General features: G+C 66.7%; 13 protein-coding genes. 7 read left to right on the top strand and 6 right to left on the bottom strand.

Translation table 11 applies throughout. From position 1 onward, the window contains the following. Positions 1–12: 12 nt before the first annotated feature. Entirely contained in the window at positions 13–369 is a 357-nt protein-coding gene (locus tag FOA17_RS16735) for a hypothetical protein (RefSeq protein ID WP_238991859.1), read from the bottom strand. Positions 370–492: 123 nt separating this feature from the next. Here FOA17_RS16735 and FOA17_RS16730 point away from each other — a divergent pair, with 123 nt between their 5' ends. Further along, complete coding sequence (locus FOA17_RS16730; protein WP_149142649.1) at positions 493–954, top strand: c-type cytochrome; 462 nt, start codon at positions 493–495, stop codon at positions 952–954. 300 nt (positions 955–1,254) lie between these two features. Here the strand turns inward: FOA17_RS16730 and arsJ are convergent, their stop codons facing one another. The 5 genes from arsJ to FOA17_RS16705 all read right to left on the bottom strand — a co-directional run bounded on the left by arsJ (position 1,255) and on the right by FOA17_RS16705 (position 9,264). Beyond that, positions 1,255–2,502 (bottom strand): organoarsenical effux MFS transporter ArsJ, encoded by a 1,248-nt coding sequence (gene arsJ / locus FOA17_RS16725; RefSeq protein WP_149142648.1) that lies wholly within the window; start codon positions 2,500–2,502, stop codon positions 1,255–1,257. Positions 2,503–2,584: 82 nt separating this feature from the next. Further along, on the bottom strand, positions 2,585–3,592 hold the full coding sequence (locus FOA17_RS16720; protein WP_149142647.1) for an ArsJ-associated glyceraldehyde-3-phosphate dehydrogenase: 1,008 nt from the start codon (positions 3,590–3,592) through the stop codon (positions 2,585–2,587). 3 nt (positions 3,593–3,595) lie between these two features. Next, positions 3,596–4,429, bottom strand: coding sequence for a metalloregulator ArsR/SmtB family transcription factor (locus FOA17_RS16715; RefSeq protein WP_149142646.1), 834 nt, complete (start codon positions 4,427–4,429; stop codon positions 3,596–3,598). A gap of 111 nt (positions 4,430–4,540) precedes the next feature. After that, entirely contained in the window at positions 4,541–6,433 is a 1,893-nt protein-coding gene (prpE, locus tag FOA17_RS16710; RefSeq protein WP_149142645.1) for a propionate-CoA ligase PrpE, read from the bottom strand. 551 nt (positions 6,434–6,984) lie between these two features. Then, complete coding sequence (locus tag FOA17_RS16705) at positions 6,985–9,264, bottom strand: NADP-dependent malic enzyme (protein WP_149142644.1); 2,280 nt, start codon at positions 9,262–9,264, stop codon at positions 6,985–6,987. Between the two features lie 211 nt (positions 9,265–9,475). Here FOA17_RS16705 and FOA17_RS16700 point away from each other — a divergent pair, with 211 nt between their 5' ends. The 6 genes from FOA17_RS16700 to FOA17_RS16675 all read left to right on the top strand — a co-directional run bounded on the left by FOA17_RS16700 (position 9,476) and on the right by FOA17_RS16675 (position 15,405). Then, positions 9,476–9,892 carry a cytidine deaminase gene (locus FOA17_RS16700; protein ID WP_275260167.1) on the top strand — a complete coding sequence of 139 codons (417 nt, stop codon included), beginning with the start codon at positions 9,476–9,478 and terminating at the stop codon, positions 9,890–9,892. After that, positions 9,889–11,214 (top strand): thymidine phosphorylase, encoded by a 1,326-nt coding sequence (locus FOA17_RS16695; RefSeq protein WP_149142642.1) that lies wholly within the window; start codon positions 9,889–9,891, stop codon positions 11,212–11,214. The genes FOA17_RS16700 and FOA17_RS16695 overlap by 4 nt, the downstream gene beginning before the upstream one ends. Then, the gene (locus FOA17_RS16690) at positions 11,211–12,422 is read left to right on the top strand and encodes a phosphopentomutase (protein ID WP_149142641.1); all 1,212 of its coding nucleotides are present in this window, start codon (positions 11,211–11,213) and stop codon (positions 12,420–12,422) included. The genes FOA17_RS16695 and FOA17_RS16690 overlap by 4 nt, the downstream gene beginning before the upstream one ends. After that, on the top strand, positions 12,419–13,408 hold the full coding sequence (locus tag FOA17_RS16685) for an adenosine deaminase (protein WP_149142640.1): 990 nt from the start codon (positions 12,419–12,421) through the stop codon (positions 13,406–13,408). Before FOA17_RS16690 ends, FOA17_RS16685 begins: the two co-directional genes overlap by 4 nt. Continuing rightward, positions 13,405–14,037, top strand: coding sequence for a uracil phosphoribosyltransferase (gene upp, locus FOA17_RS16680; protein ID WP_149142639.1), 633 nt, complete (start codon positions 13,405–13,407; stop codon positions 14,035–14,037). Before FOA17_RS16685 ends, upp begins: the two co-directional genes overlap by 4 nt. A gap of 66 nt (positions 14,038–14,103) precedes the next feature. Next, positions 14,104–15,405: an SPOR domain-containing protein gene (locus tag FOA17_RS16675; RefSeq protein WP_149142638.1), complete on the top strand. Its 1,302-nt coding sequence runs from the start codon at positions 14,104–14,106 to the stop codon at positions 15,403–15,405. Positions 15,406–15,476: the final 71 nt, after the last annotated feature.

Raw genomic sequence — 15,476 nt, 5'->3', positions numbered from 1 at the left:
GCCCGGACGCGATCAGAGGAGACGGGGTTTGGGAGGCCGTTCGTTCAGTCTAGGCGCGCGACTGGCATGGTGTTCCGCCGAAGGCCGGTCGTGGCTGACCCGCGAACATCTGTGGCAAGCGTCACCGCTCGGCGACGGAAGAAAGACTGAAAGACCCGTGCAAACGAACTCACACATTCCAGCATCGGCCGAACCGCAGTGCTGATCGCCGTCGCAGGAAGCCTCACCGCCATGCGGGGCCTGCATCATCTCGGCCACATGCACGGCGTGATCCGGCACGGCGCTCATGCGTGCCGCATGCGCCGAGGTCATCGTCGTGACCACGGCGATCGCGAGTATGGCAAGCATGGTGACGGCACGCGCGAACATGCGTCGAAGATAGGCGTCTCTCACGGGATTGTCCATTGTCGAAGTCAGCGCCACTCGGGCAATAGGTCATTTCGGCGTGAACCCAATAGGGTCTGGCGCAATCGCAATTGGAGATAACAACTGTTGAGAAAAAACCTCAGCAATACTGTCTGGATCGGAGCGCTCGTTGCCGGCGTGGTTTTGGTGATCTTTGCCGCGTGGCACTATGCCGGCAACGCATCCACCGGCACGATCTCGGCGGAAGTCCTCGCGCAAGGTCGTCAGGTCTACGTCGATCACTGTGCCAGCTGCCACGACACGGATCTCGAAGGACAGCCAGACTGGAAGTCACCTCTCCCGTCCGGACGCCTGCCGGCGCCACCGCATGACGCGAGCGGCCACACATGGCACCATCCCGACGATGTCTTGTTCCGCCTTGTCAAGGAAGGGACCGCCGCCATCGTCGGGGGCGGATACCAGAGCGACATGCCCGGGTTCGGAGACGTGCTGAGCGACGCGGAAATCCGGGCCGTGCTCACCTACATCAAGAGCACTTGGCCGGAGCGCGAACGGCGCTACCAGGAGAGCGTGTCACAGGCGAACTGAGGTATCCCGGCTGAGCCGAAACGTGACCGGGCAGACGGATATGCTGGAAACTTTCGCCGACGTCGATAATGAAAACAATGTGTTACACATGGAGAAGGTTGTCTTTCAGGCCCATCCCCTCCGCCATTATATCATATCATGTCATTGGGTGATTTTGCAGGGGCAACACGTAGTGCCCATTTGCTTGCTCAGCGCTTTCCCTTGGGTGGCAAAACCCAGTGGCAGGCTCCGTGCCGGAGTGTTCGACCTGCGGCGGAGATCGTCAAATCCAACCGATCCTTTGCATCCGCGCCAGTGCGGTCAGCTGTGCAGGTGGCGCATGGTCAGCCAGCTGGCCAGCGCCATCAGCCCCGCGGTTGCAAGGCAGGCCGGCAAGCCGCCGAGCTGGAAGCTCAGCCCCGAGAGCAGCGTGCCGATCAGGCGGCCAGCGGCATTGGCCATGTAGTAGAACCCCACATCGCGGCTGATCCGCCCGGCCGATCCGAAGGCCAGGATCAGGTAGGAATGCACTGAGGAATTCACCGCGAAGACCAGCCCAAAGACCAGCAGCCCCACGATCAGAAGCGCGCTCAGCCAGGGGGCGGGGCCGTTGGCGGCCCAGGCGGCCAGCGCAAGGCCGAAGGGCAGCGGCACCAGCCAGCCTGACCAGATCACCGCCTTGCGCAGCGTTGCGGGCAGATCCTGCCCGGTGCGGGCGCCCAGGATGCGGGGCGTCAGCCCCTGCACCGCGCCATAGGCGATGATCCAGAGCGCCATGAACCCGCCGACGAGGAAAAACGCCGCGCGCCGCCCCTCGGCCGTGCCATCCGACAGCACCGCCTGGAAATAGACCGGCACGCCGACCACGAACCACACATCGCGCGCGCCGAACAGGAACATCCGCGCCAGGCTCAGCCGGTTGACCCGCGCATCGCGCGACCGCCAGCCCGCCCAAGTCTCGGCCGATTTCATCCGCCCCGGCAGGCCGTCGGGCAGGAACAGCAGCACCGCGACCAGAATCGCAGCCAGCACCGCCGCCATGGCCCAGACCGCCGCGGTGAAGCCCGCCAGCCCGAGCAGCGCCGCGCCCAGAAAGAAGCCAAGGCCCTTGACCGCGTTCTTGGACCCGGTGAGCGCCGCGACCCAGCGGAACAGGCTGCCATCGGCCGCCGGGGCCAGAAGCTTGACCGCCGATTTCGACGACATCTTGGCCAGATCCTTGGCCACGCCCGACACGCCCTGCACCGCCATCACGAAGGCGACCGAGGCCGGCAGGCTCCAGCCCGGGTCGAGCTGCGCGAGTGCGGCCAGTGCGGCGATCTGAAGGCCCAGCCCCGCATGCAGCGTGGCCGCGAGGCCAAAGCGTGCCGCCAGCCAGCCGGCGGCGAGATTGGTGCCGATGCCCGCCAGTTCATAGAGCAGGAACAACCAGGCCAGTTGCAGCGGGGCAAAGCCGAGCGCGTTGAAATGCAGTAGCACCAGCATACGCAGCGCGCCATCCGACAGCATGAAGGCCCAATAGGCCGCGGTGACGGCGGCATAGGCGCGCAGGGGCGAGGCAGGGGTCATCGTGGGCTCTTTTTTCCGGCGGCGACGGGGGGCTGTCTGCCCCCCGGACCCCCCGAGGATATTTGGGAACAGATGAAAGGGGTCAGAGGCTGCGGGCGATCATGCGGGCGATGTCGGCCAGCCGGCAGGCATAGGCCCATTCATTGTCATACCAGGCATAGACCTTGAGCTGCGTGCCGGCAGTGACCAGGGTCGAGGGGCCGTCGATGATGGCCGAGCGCGGGTCATTGGTGAAATCGCAGGAGACCAGCGGGCGCGGCTCATAGCCGAGGATGCCCTTGAGCGGGCCTTCGGCGGCGGCGGCGAAGAGGGCGTTGACCTCGGCGGCGGTGGTGGGGCGGTCAAGCTCGAACACGCAATCGGTGAGCGAGGCATTGAGCAGCGGCACCCGCACCGCATGGCCGTTCAGCCGGCCTTTCAGCTCGGGGTAGATCAGCGCGATGGCGGTGGCCGATCCGGTGGTGGTGGGGATCAGGTTCGTCAGCGCCGAGCGGGCGCGGCGCATGTCGCGGGCCGGGCGATCGACGATGGTCTGGGTATTGGTCACGTCATGGATCGTGGTGATGGAGCCATGACGGATGCCCAGCGATTCGTGGATCACCTTCACCACGGGGGCGAGGCAATTGGTGGTGCAGGAGGCGGCGGTGACCAGGCGCTGTGTGCCGTCAAAGAGGTGGTGGTTCACGCCATAGACGAGGTTCAGCGCGTCGCCATCCTTGACCGGGGCGCTGACCGCCACGCTGCGGACCCCTGCGGCGTAATAGGGCGCGAGTTTTGACGCGGTCTTGAAGCTGCCGGTGCAGTCGATCACCAGATCGACGCCTAGCGCGGCCAGTGGCAGGGCCTCGATGGTTTTTTCGCGGGTAAGGCGGATGGGCCGGCCGTTCAGCACCAGCGCATCTTCGGTGGCGGCGACGGGGTGGCGCCAGCGGCCATGGACGGAATCGAATTCCATCAGCAGGGCGTGTTGCGCCGGGTCGCCGGCGGTGTCGTTCAGCAGCACGATTTCGCCGTCGATGCCGGTGTCGATCAGGTCGCGCAGGACCAGTTTTCCGATCCGGCCGAGGCCGTTGAGGGCGATGCGGGGCATGGGTCAGCCTTCCGTGGCGGGGGGCGCGCCGATTGCATCGACGCGCGATTGCAGGGCCAGCCGGTCAAGGCTGGCGACGGGGAGCGCGGCAAAGGCCGCGATGCGGCGGCGCAGGGCGCCATAGGTCTGGGCGAAGGCCAGCGCGCGTTCGGCGCGGGTGCCGGGGGCGCGGGCGGGGTCGGGCAGGCCCCAATGGCCGGTGATCGGCTGGCCGGGCCAAGGGGCACAATCCTCGGCCGCGGCGCTGTCGCAGAGGGTAAAGACGAAATCCATGGCCGGGCTGTCCGGGGTCTGGAAGCTGTCAAGCGGCTTGGGATGCAGGGCCGCGATGTCATGGCCGTTGCGGGCCAGCACCTCTTGCGCCATCGGGTTCGCGGCGGCGGCGGGCCGGATACCGGCCGAAAAGGCGGCAAAGCGCCCCTCACCCAGATCGCGCAGCAGCGCCTCGGCCATGAGCGAGCGCGCGGAATTGCCGGAGCAGAGGAATAGCACGCGCCAGGGCCGGTCGGGGGCGGGCGCCGGCGGTCGGGGCAGGGTCGCCAGCAGATCGGGCCGCCCGCGCCCGAGATCGAGCGCAAGATAGCCGATCAACGTTTCGGTCGCGGTCAGGTTGACGGAATAGCGCAGGCTGCGGCCCTGGCGTTCGACCTGGATCAGGCCGGTGGCGGTCAGATCGGCCAGATGATGCGACAGCGTGTTCGGCCGCAGGTCGAGCAGCGCCGCCAGTTCGGTCGGGCGGGCGCCCTGCGGCGCGAGGCGCATCAGGAGCCGGAATACCGCCAGCCGGTCGGGATGGCCAAGGGTGGCAAAGGCACGGGGGGCGAATGACTGTTCCATAATTCAGGAATACAGGAACAATCTGCGCCGTCCAGTGAAGTTTTCATGACAGCGCCATGAAAAAGGGGCGCGGCCTTGCGGACCGCGCCCCCTGATGCCACGGGTGCCGGATCAGGCTTTGGCGAGGCCAAGCCCCTGAAGCGCCGCGCGAATTTCGTCCAGGATCGCGGGGTCGTCGATGGTGGCGGGCATCTTGTAGGCCTCGCCATCGGCGATCTTGACCATGGTCGCGCGCAGGATCTTGCCCGAGCGGGTCTTGGGCAGGCGATCCACCACCAGCGCACGTTTGAAATCGGCGACCGGGCCGATCTTGTCGCGCATCAGCTTCACGCAATCCTTCACCACCTCGTCATGCGACCGGGCGGCGCCTTTCTTGAGGCAGAGGAAGCCCAGCGGCGACTGGCCCTTGAGCGTGTCCGCCACGCCGATCACCGCGCATTCGGCCACATCGGGATGCGAGGCCAGCACCTCCTCCATCGCGCCGGTCGAAAGGCGGTGGCCGGCGACGTTGATCACGTCATCGGTGCGGGCCATGATGTAGAGATAGCCGTCGGCGTCGATATAGCCGGCATCGCCGGTTTCGTAATAGCCGGGGAATTGCGTGAGATAGGATTTGCGGAAGCGGTCTTCAGCGTTCCACAGCGTCGGCAGGGTGCCGGGGGGCAGCGGCAGCTTGACCGCGATGGCGCCCAGCGTGCCGGGGGAAACCGGGTGGCCGCCCTCGTCCAGCACCTGCACGTCATAGCCCGGCATCGGCACCGAGGGCGAGCCGAGCTTGACCGGCAATTCCTCGATCCCCAGCGGGTTGGCGGCGATGGCCCAGCCGGTTTCGGTCTGCCACCAATGGTCGATCACCGGCACCTTCAGATGTTTCTGCGCCCACTGGATCGTATCGGGGTCGGCGCGTTCGCCGGCCAGATACAGGGCTTGCAGATGTTTCAGATTGTATTCGCCGATGAATTCGCCGTCCGGGTCGTCGCGGCGGATGGCGCGCAGGGCGGTCGGGGCGGTGAAGAAGCTTTTGACCTTGTTCTCGCTGATGACGCGCCAGAAGGTGCCGGCATCCGGGGTGCCCACGGGCTTGCCCTCGAAGACGATGGTGGTGCAGCCGGCGATCAGCGGGCCATAGCAGATATAGCTGTGCCCCACGACCCAGCCCACATCCGAGGCGGCCCAGAACACATCGCCCACGCCCACATTATAGATGGCGCGCATCGACCAGTTCAGCGCGACCAGATGGCCGGCGGTCGGGCGCACCACGCCCTTGGGCGCGCCGGTCGTGCCCGAGGTATACAGGATATAGGCCGGGTGATTGCCCTCGACCGGAACGCATTCGGCGGGCTCCACCCCGAACTGAAAGGTGTGCCAGGCCACGTCGCGGCCCTCGACCAGTTTGGCGACCTCTTGCTCGCGCTGGAAGATCACGCAGAAATCGGGCTTGTGCGTGGCCAGATCAATCGCGCCATCCAGAAGCGGCTTGTAATGCACGATGCGGTTCGGCTCGATCCCGCAGCTTGCCGCGATGATCGCCTTGGGTTTGCAATCGTCGATCCGCACCGCCAGTTCGTTGGCGGCAAAGCCCCCGAACACGACCGAATGGATGGCGCCCAGACGGGCGCAGGCCAGCATCGCCTCCAGTGCTTCGGGGATCATCGGCATGTAGATGATGACGCGGTCGCCCTTTGTCACGCCCTTGGCGCGCAGCGCCCCGGCAAGGCTGGCGACGCGGGTCTGCAATTCCTTGTAGGTGATGCCCTTGCGCAGATGGGTGACCGGGCTGTCATGGATGATCGCCAGCTGGTCGCCGCGTCCGGCCAGAACATGCCGGTCCACCGCGTTCCAGCAGGTATTGACCTGCGCATCGGTGAACCATTCATAGATCGGCGCGCGATCGTCGTTCAGCGCGCGGGAGGGCGCCTTGACCCAGTCGATCGCGCCGGCGGCCTTCATCCAGAATCCTTCCGGGTCCGCCTTCCAGCTGTCATAGATCTCTCTGTATGCCATTGTATGCAACCTCCTCCGCTCTGAGGATTTGTTACGCGAGCAGGGGGGCTTCACGCAACGCTGTTACCGGTCACGCCGCGGGCGATGCGCAGGAATTTGCAAAAAATTGCAGTTCCAGGGTCGCAAAGTTTTGCAAACTACACTCTGCTGCCAATTTTTATTGGCGTGGTGCGAAAGTTTGCAAAGTTTTCACAGTTTGCAGTTTCAGCACCGGCGGGGGTGAGTCGTCAGAGTTGGATGTGAATGTGGTCATCATGCCGGGCGGCCCGACAACCCTGAAAGCGCAGCCGGGAGTCAGCAAGGCCCAGCCGTCTGGCCAAAGGCGGTTCCAGCAGCATCTTGCCCAGACGCGGATCCGCCAGTAGCGCGCCGGCGCAGGGCAGGGGCAGGCGGCCAGGGCGCCAAAAGCTGCGCGGCGCCCCAGGCCAGCAGATAGGCCAGCGGAAACTGCCGCCACCGCCAGCGACTGAAAAGGGCCAGCCCCCAGGCCGGCCCTCCCAGTTATGTGCGCAGTGTCAGTGCCAATATGGCAAGGGCATGGCCCGACCACCTCATCCGTAATGCGCGACCGGCGTCCCCGCGATGGCCGAGACATTGAGCAGGCCGCGCGCCGTGATCGAGGGCGTGACGATATGAGCCTTGTTGCCCATGCCCATCAGGATCGGCCCGACCTCCAGCCCGCCGGCCTTCATCCGCAGGATGTTGCGCGCGGCATTGGCGGCATCGGAATAGGCAAAGATCAGCACATTCGCCGCCGCCTGCAACCGCGCATCGGGGAAGATGCGGGCGCGCAGATCGGGGTCCAGCGCGGCGTCGATACTCATCTCGCCCTCATAGGCGAAGCCGCGCGGTTCGGAATCGAGGATCTGCATCGCCGCGCGCATGCGCTGGCCGCTGTCGCTGTCGAGGTTGCCGAAATTGGAATGGCTGCACAGCGCCACCTTGGGCGTCACGCCAAACCGCTTGGCATGGCGCACCGCGCCCAGCACGGTCTGGGCGATCTGCGCCGGGGTCGGCAGGGCGTTGACCTGCGTATCGGCGATGAACAGCGGCCCGTCTTCCATGATCATCAGCGACAGCGCACCATGGGGGGCAAGGCCGTCGCGGCCCAGCACCTCGGTCACATATTTCAGGTGCCACAGATATTGCCCGAAGGTGCCGCAGATCAAACTGTCGGCATCGCCCCGATGCACGGCAATCGCGCCGATCGCGGTGGTATTGGTGCGCAGGATCGCCCGCGCCAGATCGGGCGTGACGCCGCGCCGGGCCATCAATTCGTGATAGCTGCCCCAGTAATCGCGATAGCGCGCGTCGTTTTCGGGGTTCACGATCTCGAAATCCACATCGGGGCGGATCGGCAGGCCGGCGCGTTCGGCGCGGCGGGCGATGACCTCGGGGCGGCCGATCAGGATCGGCTTGTCGGTGGTTTCCTCCAGCATCGCATTGGCGGCGCGCAAGACGCGCTCATCCTCGCCCTCGGCAAAGATGATGCGGCGGGTGTGCTGGCGCGCGGCCTCGAAGACCGGACGCATCAGCAGCGCCGATTTGAAGACCGACCCGTTCAGCTTTTCGCGATAGGCGTTCAGGTCGGGGATGGGCCTTGTGGCGACGCCGGTTTCCATCGCGGCCCTGGCGACCGCGCTGGCGACCACGCCGATCAGTCGCGGGTCAAAGGGTTTCGGGATCAGGTATTCCGCCCCGAAGCTGAGCTTTTCGCCGCGATAGGCGGCCGCGGCCTCGGCGCTGGTGGTGGCGCGGGCAAGCGCCGCGATCCCCTCGATACAGGCCAGTTGCATCGCATCGTTGATCTGCGTCGCGCCCACATCCAGTGCCCCCCGGAAGATGAAGGGGAAACACAGCACGTTATTGACCTGATTGGGAAAATCGCTGCGCCCCGTGGCGATGATCGCGCCGGGGGCCACCGCGCGCACCTCGTCGGGCAGGATTTCGGGCGTGGGGTTGGCAAGCGCGAAGATGATCGGGTTCGCCGCCATGCGGGCGACCATCTCGGCCTTCAGCACGCCGGGGCCCGACAGGCCCAGGAACATGTCGGCGCCGTCGATCACCTCATCCAGGGTGCGCTTGTCGGATTTCTGCGCATAGGCCGCCTTTTGCGGGTTCATGTCGATCTCGCGGCCCTCATGGACCAGGCCGTGAATATCGCAGAGCCAGACATTCTCGCGTTTGACGCCCAGCTTCAGCAGCATGTTCAGGCAGGCGATCCCCGCCGCCCCGCCGCCGGTCGAAACGATCTTGATTTCGTCGAACCGCTTGCCCGCCACATGCAGCGCATTGGTGGCCGCCGCGCCCACCACGATGGCGGTGCCATGCTGGTCATCGTGGAAGACCGGGATGTTCATCCGTTCGCGGCAGAGCTTTTCGACGATGAAGCAATCGGGCGCCTTGATGTCTTCGAGGTTGATCGCGCCAAAGGTCGGCTCCAGCGCGCAGACGATCTCGGCCAGCTTCACCGGGTCGGGTTCGTTTAGTTCAATGTCGAAACAATCTATGTTGGCGAATTTCTTGAACAGGACGGCCTTGCCCTCCATCACCGGCTTGGAGGCCAGCGCGCCGATATTGCCCAACCCCAGAACCGCCGTGCCATTCGTCACCACAGCAACCAGATTTCCCCTTGCGGTATAACGGCTTGCGGTGGCGGGATCGGCCTTGATCTCCAGACAGGCCTCGGCCACGCCGGGGCTGTAGGCACGGGCCAGGTCGCGCCCGTTGGCCAGGGGCTTGGTCGCGCGGATCTCCAGCTTTCCGGGCTTGGGGAATTCGTGATAATCCAGCGCAGGGTGCCGTGTGCCGTCGTGGCGAGACTCTTCCATGAACCATCCTCCCGAAATTTTGTTTGGCCTTAAACCATCGGTTTCGCGTTGCAAGTCCGATATCGCTAACCGTTTTTCCCCGCGGCGGAGTGTTGCGCGTTTTCCCGCCGCCGCCAATGGTGGAAAACCGCAAGCTGTGTTCGTATTTCCCGGAAGGTGACCTGCAAGCCCGGCTTGCCCTTCGCCGGGCGCTGCCGCACAATCGGACCGGATGGTCAAAACCCGGAGGCCGATGATGTCCCTGCTGCAAGCCGCGACCGATGTGCGCGAAAATGCCTATGCGCCCTATTCGCGTTTCAAGGTGGGGGCGGCATTGCGCACGGCGGGCGGGGCGGTGCATGTCGGGTGCAACGTGGAAAACGTAGCCTATCCCGAAGGCACCTGCGCCGAGGCCGGGGCGATTGCCGCCATGTGCGCGGCGGGCGAACGCCAGATCGCCGAGATCTGGGTGATCGCCGACAGCCCGGAACCCGTGCCGCCCTGCGGCGGTTGCCGGCAAAAGATCGCGGAATTCGCGGCGCAGGATGTGGTGGTGACGCTCTGCACCACCGATGGCAAGCGCCGCAGCCTGACCGTGGCCGATTTGCTGCCCGGCGTCTTCACCCAGTCGCATATGGATCGCGCATGACCGACGCGCGCAGCATCATCGCGACGGTGCGCGATGGCGGGGTGCCGGCGGCGGGCGACTTGCGCTGGTTCGCGCAGGGTCTGGCCGATGGCACGGTGACTGACGCGCAGGCCGGGGCCTTTGCCATGGCGGTGCTGCTGCGCGGGCAAGATGGCGGCGGCCTGGGCGCCGCCGGTCGCGTGGCGCTGACCGAGGCGATGCGCGACAGCGGCAAGGTGCTGCATTGGGATTTGCCGGGGCCGGTGATCGACAAGCATTCCACCGGCGGCATCGGCGACTCTGTCTCGCTCCTGCTGGCGCCGGCGCTGGCGGTCTGCGGCGCCTTCGTGCCCATGGTGTCGGGGCGCGGCCTTGGCCATACCGGCGGCACGCTCGACAAGCTCGAATCCATTCCCGGCTTTCGCACCGGGCTGGACGAGACGGCCTTGCGCAAGCAGATCGGCGGGCTGCGCTGCGCCATCGTGGCGGCGACGGCGGATATCGCCCCGGCCGACAAGCGGCTTTATGCGGTGCGCGACGTGACCTCGACGGTGGAAAGCATCGACCTCATCACCGCCTCGATCCTGTCCAAGAAGCTGGCGGCGGGGCTGGAGGCGCTGGTGCTGGATGTAAAGGTCGGCTCCGGCGCCTTCATGCGCGACATGGCCCATGCCGAGGCGCTGGCCGCCGCGCTGGTCTCGACCGCGAACGGGGCGGGCTGCCGCACGGCCGCGCTGATCACCGACATGGATCAACCGCTGGCCTCTTGCGCGGGCAATGCGCTGGAGGTGCTGGAGGTGATGGAGACCCTGACCGGCGGCGCGATCAATGCGCGGCTCTGGGATCTGACCTGCAAGCTGGGCGGCGAGGCGCTGGCGCTGGCGGGCATGGCCACCGATGCCGATGAGGGCGAGGGGATGATCGCTGAGGCGCTGGAAAGCGGTGCCGCGGCCGAACGGTTCGGCCAGATGGTCGCGGCGCAGGGCGGGCCGCTGGATTTCGTCGATTGCTATGCCGACCGGCTGCCCGCCGCGCCGGTGCTGCGCGAGGTGCGCTGCACCGAGGAGGGCACGGTGGCGGCGATCGACGGTTTCGTGCTGGGGCAGGCGGTCGTCGCGCTTGGGGGCGGGCGGCTGCGCGACGGGGATCGCATCAACCCGGCGGTCGGCCTGTCCGATATGGTGGGGCTGGGGGCGGCGATGCATCCCGGCGTGCCGTTCGCGCGCATCCATGCGCAGAACGAGGCACAGGCCGACCGGGCCGAGGCCGCGGTGCGGGCGGCCTATCGGCTGGGCGCGGCGGGCGATGCGCCGCCGATGGTGTGGAAGAGGGTGGGCGCATGAGCCGGGCATTTCTGATCGTGCTGGATTCGGTGGGGATCGGCGGCGCGCCGGACGCGGGCGATTTCCAGTCGGGCGGGGTGCCCGATACCGGCGCCAATACCGTGGCGCATATCGCCCGCGATTGTGCGGCGGGTCTGGCGGGGCAGGGGCGCAGCGGCCCGCTGCATCTGCCGGTGCTGGACGGGCTGGGGCTGGGGGCCGCGCTGCGTCTGGCCTCGGGCGATGCGGCGCCGGGGCTGGCTGCGACACCACAGGGCCTTTGGGGGGCGGCGACCGAGGTGTCGCGCGGCAAGGACACGCCTTCAGGCCATTGGGAACTGGCCGGGGTGCCAGTGCCCTGGGACTGGGCCTATTTCCCCGATACCGTGCCGGCCTTTCCCGCCGATGTGGTGGCCGAGGTCTGCCGGCTGGCCGGCACGGCGGGCATTCTGGGCAATTGCCATGACAGCGGCACCGCCATCATCGACCGGCTGGGGGCCGAACATCTGACGACCGGCTGGCCGATCTGCTATACCTCGGCTGACAGCGTGTTCCAGATCGCCGCGCATGAGGAAAGTTTCGGTCTGGACCGGCTGGTCGCGCTGTGCCGCGATCTGGCGCCCATGCTGCATGCGATGAAGATCGGCCGGGTCATCGCCCGGCCCTTTACCGGCGCGCCGGGGGCCTTTGCCCGCACCGCCAACCGCCGCGATTTCGCCATCGCCCCGCCGGCGCCGACGCTGCTCGATTGGGTGCAGGGCGCGGGGCGTGTGACCCATGCCATCGGCAAGATCGGCGACATCTTTTCGCATCGTGGCATCAGCAAGCTGCACAAGGGCAAGGATGATGCTGCACTTTTCGAACATCTTGACCGCTTGGCAGTCGAGGCTGAGCCTGGAAGTTTGACATTTGCGAACTTTGTGGAGTTTGACAGCCTCTATGGCCACCGCCGCGACGTTTCGGGCTATGCCCGGGCGCTGGAATGGTTCGATGCGCGGGCGGGCGGCTTTCTGGCGCGGTTGGGGCCGGGCGACATGGCGATCTTTACCGCCGATCACGGCAATGATCCGACATGGTTTGGCACCGAACATACGCGCGAACGGGTGCCGGTGCTGGTCGCCGGGCGCGGCAAGGGGCCGATTGGTCTTTGTGCCTTTGCCGATGTCGCGGCCTCGGTCGCCGATCATCTCGATATCCCCGCGCAAGGCCCGGGGCGGAGCTTTCTATGAGTGTGACATCGCAGCCGAAACTGGAGTTGCACCTGCATCTGGAAGGCGCCGCGCCGCCTGCCTTCATCCGCGGTCTGGCCGCCGAAAAGCACGAGGATATCGGCGGGATCTTCGATGCGCGCGGCAATTATGCCTATCGCGATTTCTGGCATTTCCTGAAGGTCTACGAGGCCGCGACCTCGGTGCTGCGAAGCCCCGACGACTATCGCCGTCTGACGCTTGCGGTGCTTGAAGAAAGCGCCGCAAGTGGCGTGATTTACAGCGAAACTTTCATCAGCCCGGATTTCTGCGGCGGCCGCGATCTTGCCGCCTGGCGCGATTACCTCGCCGCCATCGAGGATGCGGCGGCCGAGGCCGAGCGGCGCATGGGCATCACGCTGCGCGCCATCGTGACGCCGATCCGGCACTTCGGCCCGGAAAAGGCGCGTGAGGTGGCGATCTGTGCCGCCGAAACGGCGGGGCGCTTTGTGACGGGCTTTGGCATCGCCGGCGATGAAAAGATACTGGAACCGAAGGATTACCTCTGGGCCTTCGACTGCGCGCGCGAGGCCGGGCTGGGCATCACCGCCCATGCCGGCGAATGGCGCGGCCCCGATCACATCCGCGCCACGCTGGCCGCGCTCAACCCGTCGCGCATCGGGCATGGCGTGCGCGCCATCGAGGATCTGGCGCTGGTCGATGAACTGGCCGAACGTGGCACCGTGCTGGAGGTCTGCCCCGGCTCGAACATCGCGCTCGGGATCTATCCCGACTGGCGGCGCCACCCGATCGGGCAGCTTTACGACCGGGGGGTAAAGGTCACGGTCTCGACCGACGACCCGCCCTTCTTTCACACCACGATGACCCGCGAATGGGATCGGCTGGCCGATGCCTTTGACTGGGATCAGGGCGTGTTCGACACGCTCAACCGCACCGCCCTTGCGGCGGCCTTCTGCGACGCCGACACCAAGACCCGCCTCGAAAAGCAACTGGAGCCCCGCGCATGACCCCCCATCTGACCGTCGTCAATCACCCGCTGGTGCAGCACAAGCTGACCATCATGCGCGACAAGACCACCTCGACCGCGGGCTTCCGGCGGCTGCTCAAGGAAATCAGCCTGCTGCTGGCCTATGAGGTCACGCGCGAACTGGACATGACCACGACGCGCATCGAAACCCCGCTGGAGCCGATGGACGCCCCCACGCTGGACGGCAAGAAACTGGCGCTGATTTCCATCCTGCGGGCCGGCAACGGGCTTCTGGACGGCATTCTGGAGCTTATCCCGGCGGCGCGGGTCGGCTTTGTCGGATTGTATCGCGATCCGGAAACACTCCAGCCCGTGCAATATTACTGCAAGGTGCCCGACCGGCTGGATGAGCGCATCTGCATCGTGGTCGATCCGATGCTGGCCACCGGCAATTCCAGTGTGGCGGCGATTGATCTTCTGAAACAATCGGGGGCCAGGAATATCCGGTTCCTGTGCCTTCTGGCCGCGCCCGAGGGGGTTCAACGCATGAAAGAGGCCCATCCCGACGTGCCGATCGTCACGGCCTCGTTGGACAGCCACCTGAACGACCATGGATATATTGTTCCGGGGCTAGGGGATGCGGGTGATCGCATGTTCGGTACAAAATGAGGGGATAATCTCTTTACTCCGCAACAATCCTGCGTCAGAGTCGGCCCTGCAAAGATGGGGGAAGTCATGCTTCGCACGATTGTCACAGCCGCGCTGCTGGCGGCTGTTTCCGGGGTTACTGTTGCGCAGGCTCAAACAATCTCGCAGATCGGTGGCCCGAAAGAGCTGCCTCCCGCCGGCTTCAAGGGCCAGATGTATGTGGACAGCCGCGGCTGCGTCTTCCTCCGCGCGGGGCTGAACGGCACGACCAACTGGGTGCCGCGCGTCAGCCGTGACCGCAAGGCGCTCTGTGGCTATCCGCCTACCATGGCCGCCATGGCGAAACCCGTCGAGGTGGCCACCCCCGCCGAAATCGCAGCCCCCGCCCGGGTGGCCGAGGCGCCGGCCCCCCGCGCCACCGGCAAGCCGCTGGCCACCGTCGCCACGCTGACCACCCCGCCCGCGATCCGTGCCACCGGCCCGGCGCGGCCGGTCGATCCCTATCTGGCCCGCGCGCTGCCGGCGCCGATGGCCCCCCCGGTCGTCGCGGTGCCCGCAACGCCTCGTGTCGCGGCCCTGCCTGCCAGCGGCGCCACCGGCAACAAGATCGGCTGCTTCACCTCGGCCCCGGTGCCGCAGATCGTGGCGCTGTCGAATGGCGGCACGGCGGTTCTCTGCACCAGGGGTGACGGCACGCTGGCCGGGGCCAAGGCGCCAGTCTATGCCAAGGTCGCCATGGGCGAGGGGCGCCGCGTCGGTGCCGGGCTCTATCCCCCGGCGGGCGAGACGGTCACCCGCGGCGCGATGACGGCCGATCAGGTCGGCGGTGCCGCCCGCGTCGTCGCGGCTGAGCCGCGCATCGTGGTGCGCCGCGCCGCCGTCGATGCGCCGGTGGAGGTCGTGGTGCCCAAGGGCTATAAACGCGCCTGGACGGATGGCCGGCTGAACCCCTATCGCGGTCTCGGCACGGCGCAGGGGCAATATGCGCAGGATCAGGTCTGGACCCGCGAAGTCCCGGCTGAGCTGCAATCGGGCGGGCAGCGCGTGGTCGTCGTCTCGACCCGCAACCCGGCGACGGGGCGGCTGCATGTCTCGTCCAAGTCCGAACCCCGGGCGCAGCTTGGCGCCGTGGCGCCGGTGCCGCAGGTCAAGGCCGCGCCGCGTGGCGGGCTTTATGTGCAGGTCGGCACCTTTGGCGTGCCCGCCAATGCCGAAGGCGCCAAGGCGCGGCTGCGCGCCGCGGGCCTGCCGGTGGGCACCGCGCGGGTGACAAGGGGCGGCAAGGCGCTGCAAATGGTGATGGCGGGCCCGTTCGGCGATGCGGGCAGCGCGCAATCGGCACTGTCGGCGGCCCGCGCGGCGGGCTTTGGCGACGCATATATTCGGTAAGGCGGCAACAGGCAGTCAGACAACAGGGCAGGATAAACCTGACCCCCGCACCCGAAAGGGCCGCGGGGGTC

Origin of the sequence: Gemmobacter caeruleus, assembly GCF_008271655.1 — a bacterium.
GTDB lineage: Bacteria > Pseudomonadota > Alphaproteobacteria > Rhodobacterales > Rhodobacteraceae > Gemmobacter > Gemmobacter caeruleus.
This window is presented reverse-complemented; position numbering and strand designations above follow the sequence as displayed.

Bases quoted from the DNA above. Each gene is read 5' to 3' on its own strand.
- FOA17_RS16735 (WP_238991859.1), bottom strand. From the start codon at position 369: ATGTTCGCGCGTGCCGTCACCATGCTTGCCATACTCGCGATCGCCGTG.
- arsJ (WP_149142648.1), bottom strand. From the start codon at position 2,502: ATGACCCCTGCCTCGCCCCTGCGCGCCTATGCCGCCGTCACCGCGGCC.
- FOA17_RS16720 (WP_149142647.1), bottom strand. From the start codon at position 3,592: ATGCCCCGCATCGCCCTCAACGGCCTCGGCCGGATCGGAAAACTGGTC.
- FOA17_RS16715 (WP_149142646.1), bottom strand. From the start codon at position 4,429: ATGGAACAGTCATTCGCCCCCCGTGCCTTTGCCACCCTTGGCCATCCC.
- prpE (WP_149142645.1), bottom strand. From the start codon at position 6,433: ATGGCATACAGAGAGATCTATGACAGCTGGAAGGCGGACCCGGAAGGA.
- FOA17_RS16705 (WP_149142644.1), bottom strand. From the start codon at position 9,264: ATGGAAGAGTCTCGCCACGACGGCACACGGCACCCTGCGCTGGATTAT.
- FOA17_RS16700 (WP_275260167.1), top strand. From the start codon at position 9,476: ATGGTCAAAACCCGGAGGCCGATGATGTCCCTGCTGCAAGCCGCGACC.
- FOA17_RS16695 (WP_149142642.1), top strand. From the start codon at position 9,889: ATGACCGACGCGCGCAGCATCATCGCGACGGTGCGCGATGGCGGGGTG.
- FOA17_RS16690 (WP_149142641.1), top strand. From the start codon at position 11,211: ATGAGCCGGGCATTTCTGATCGTGCTGGATTCGGTGGGGATCGGCGGC.
- FOA17_RS16685 (WP_149142640.1), top strand. From the start codon at position 12,419: ATGAGTGTGACATCGCAGCCGAAACTGGAGTTGCACCTGCATCTGGAA.
- upp (WP_149142639.1), top strand. From the start codon at position 13,405: ATGACCCCCCATCTGACCGTCGTCAATCACCCGCTGGTGCAGCACAAG.
- FOA17_RS16675 (WP_149142638.1), top strand. From the start codon at position 14,104: ATGCTTCGCACGATTGTCACAGCCGCGCTGCTGGCGGCTGTTTCCGGG.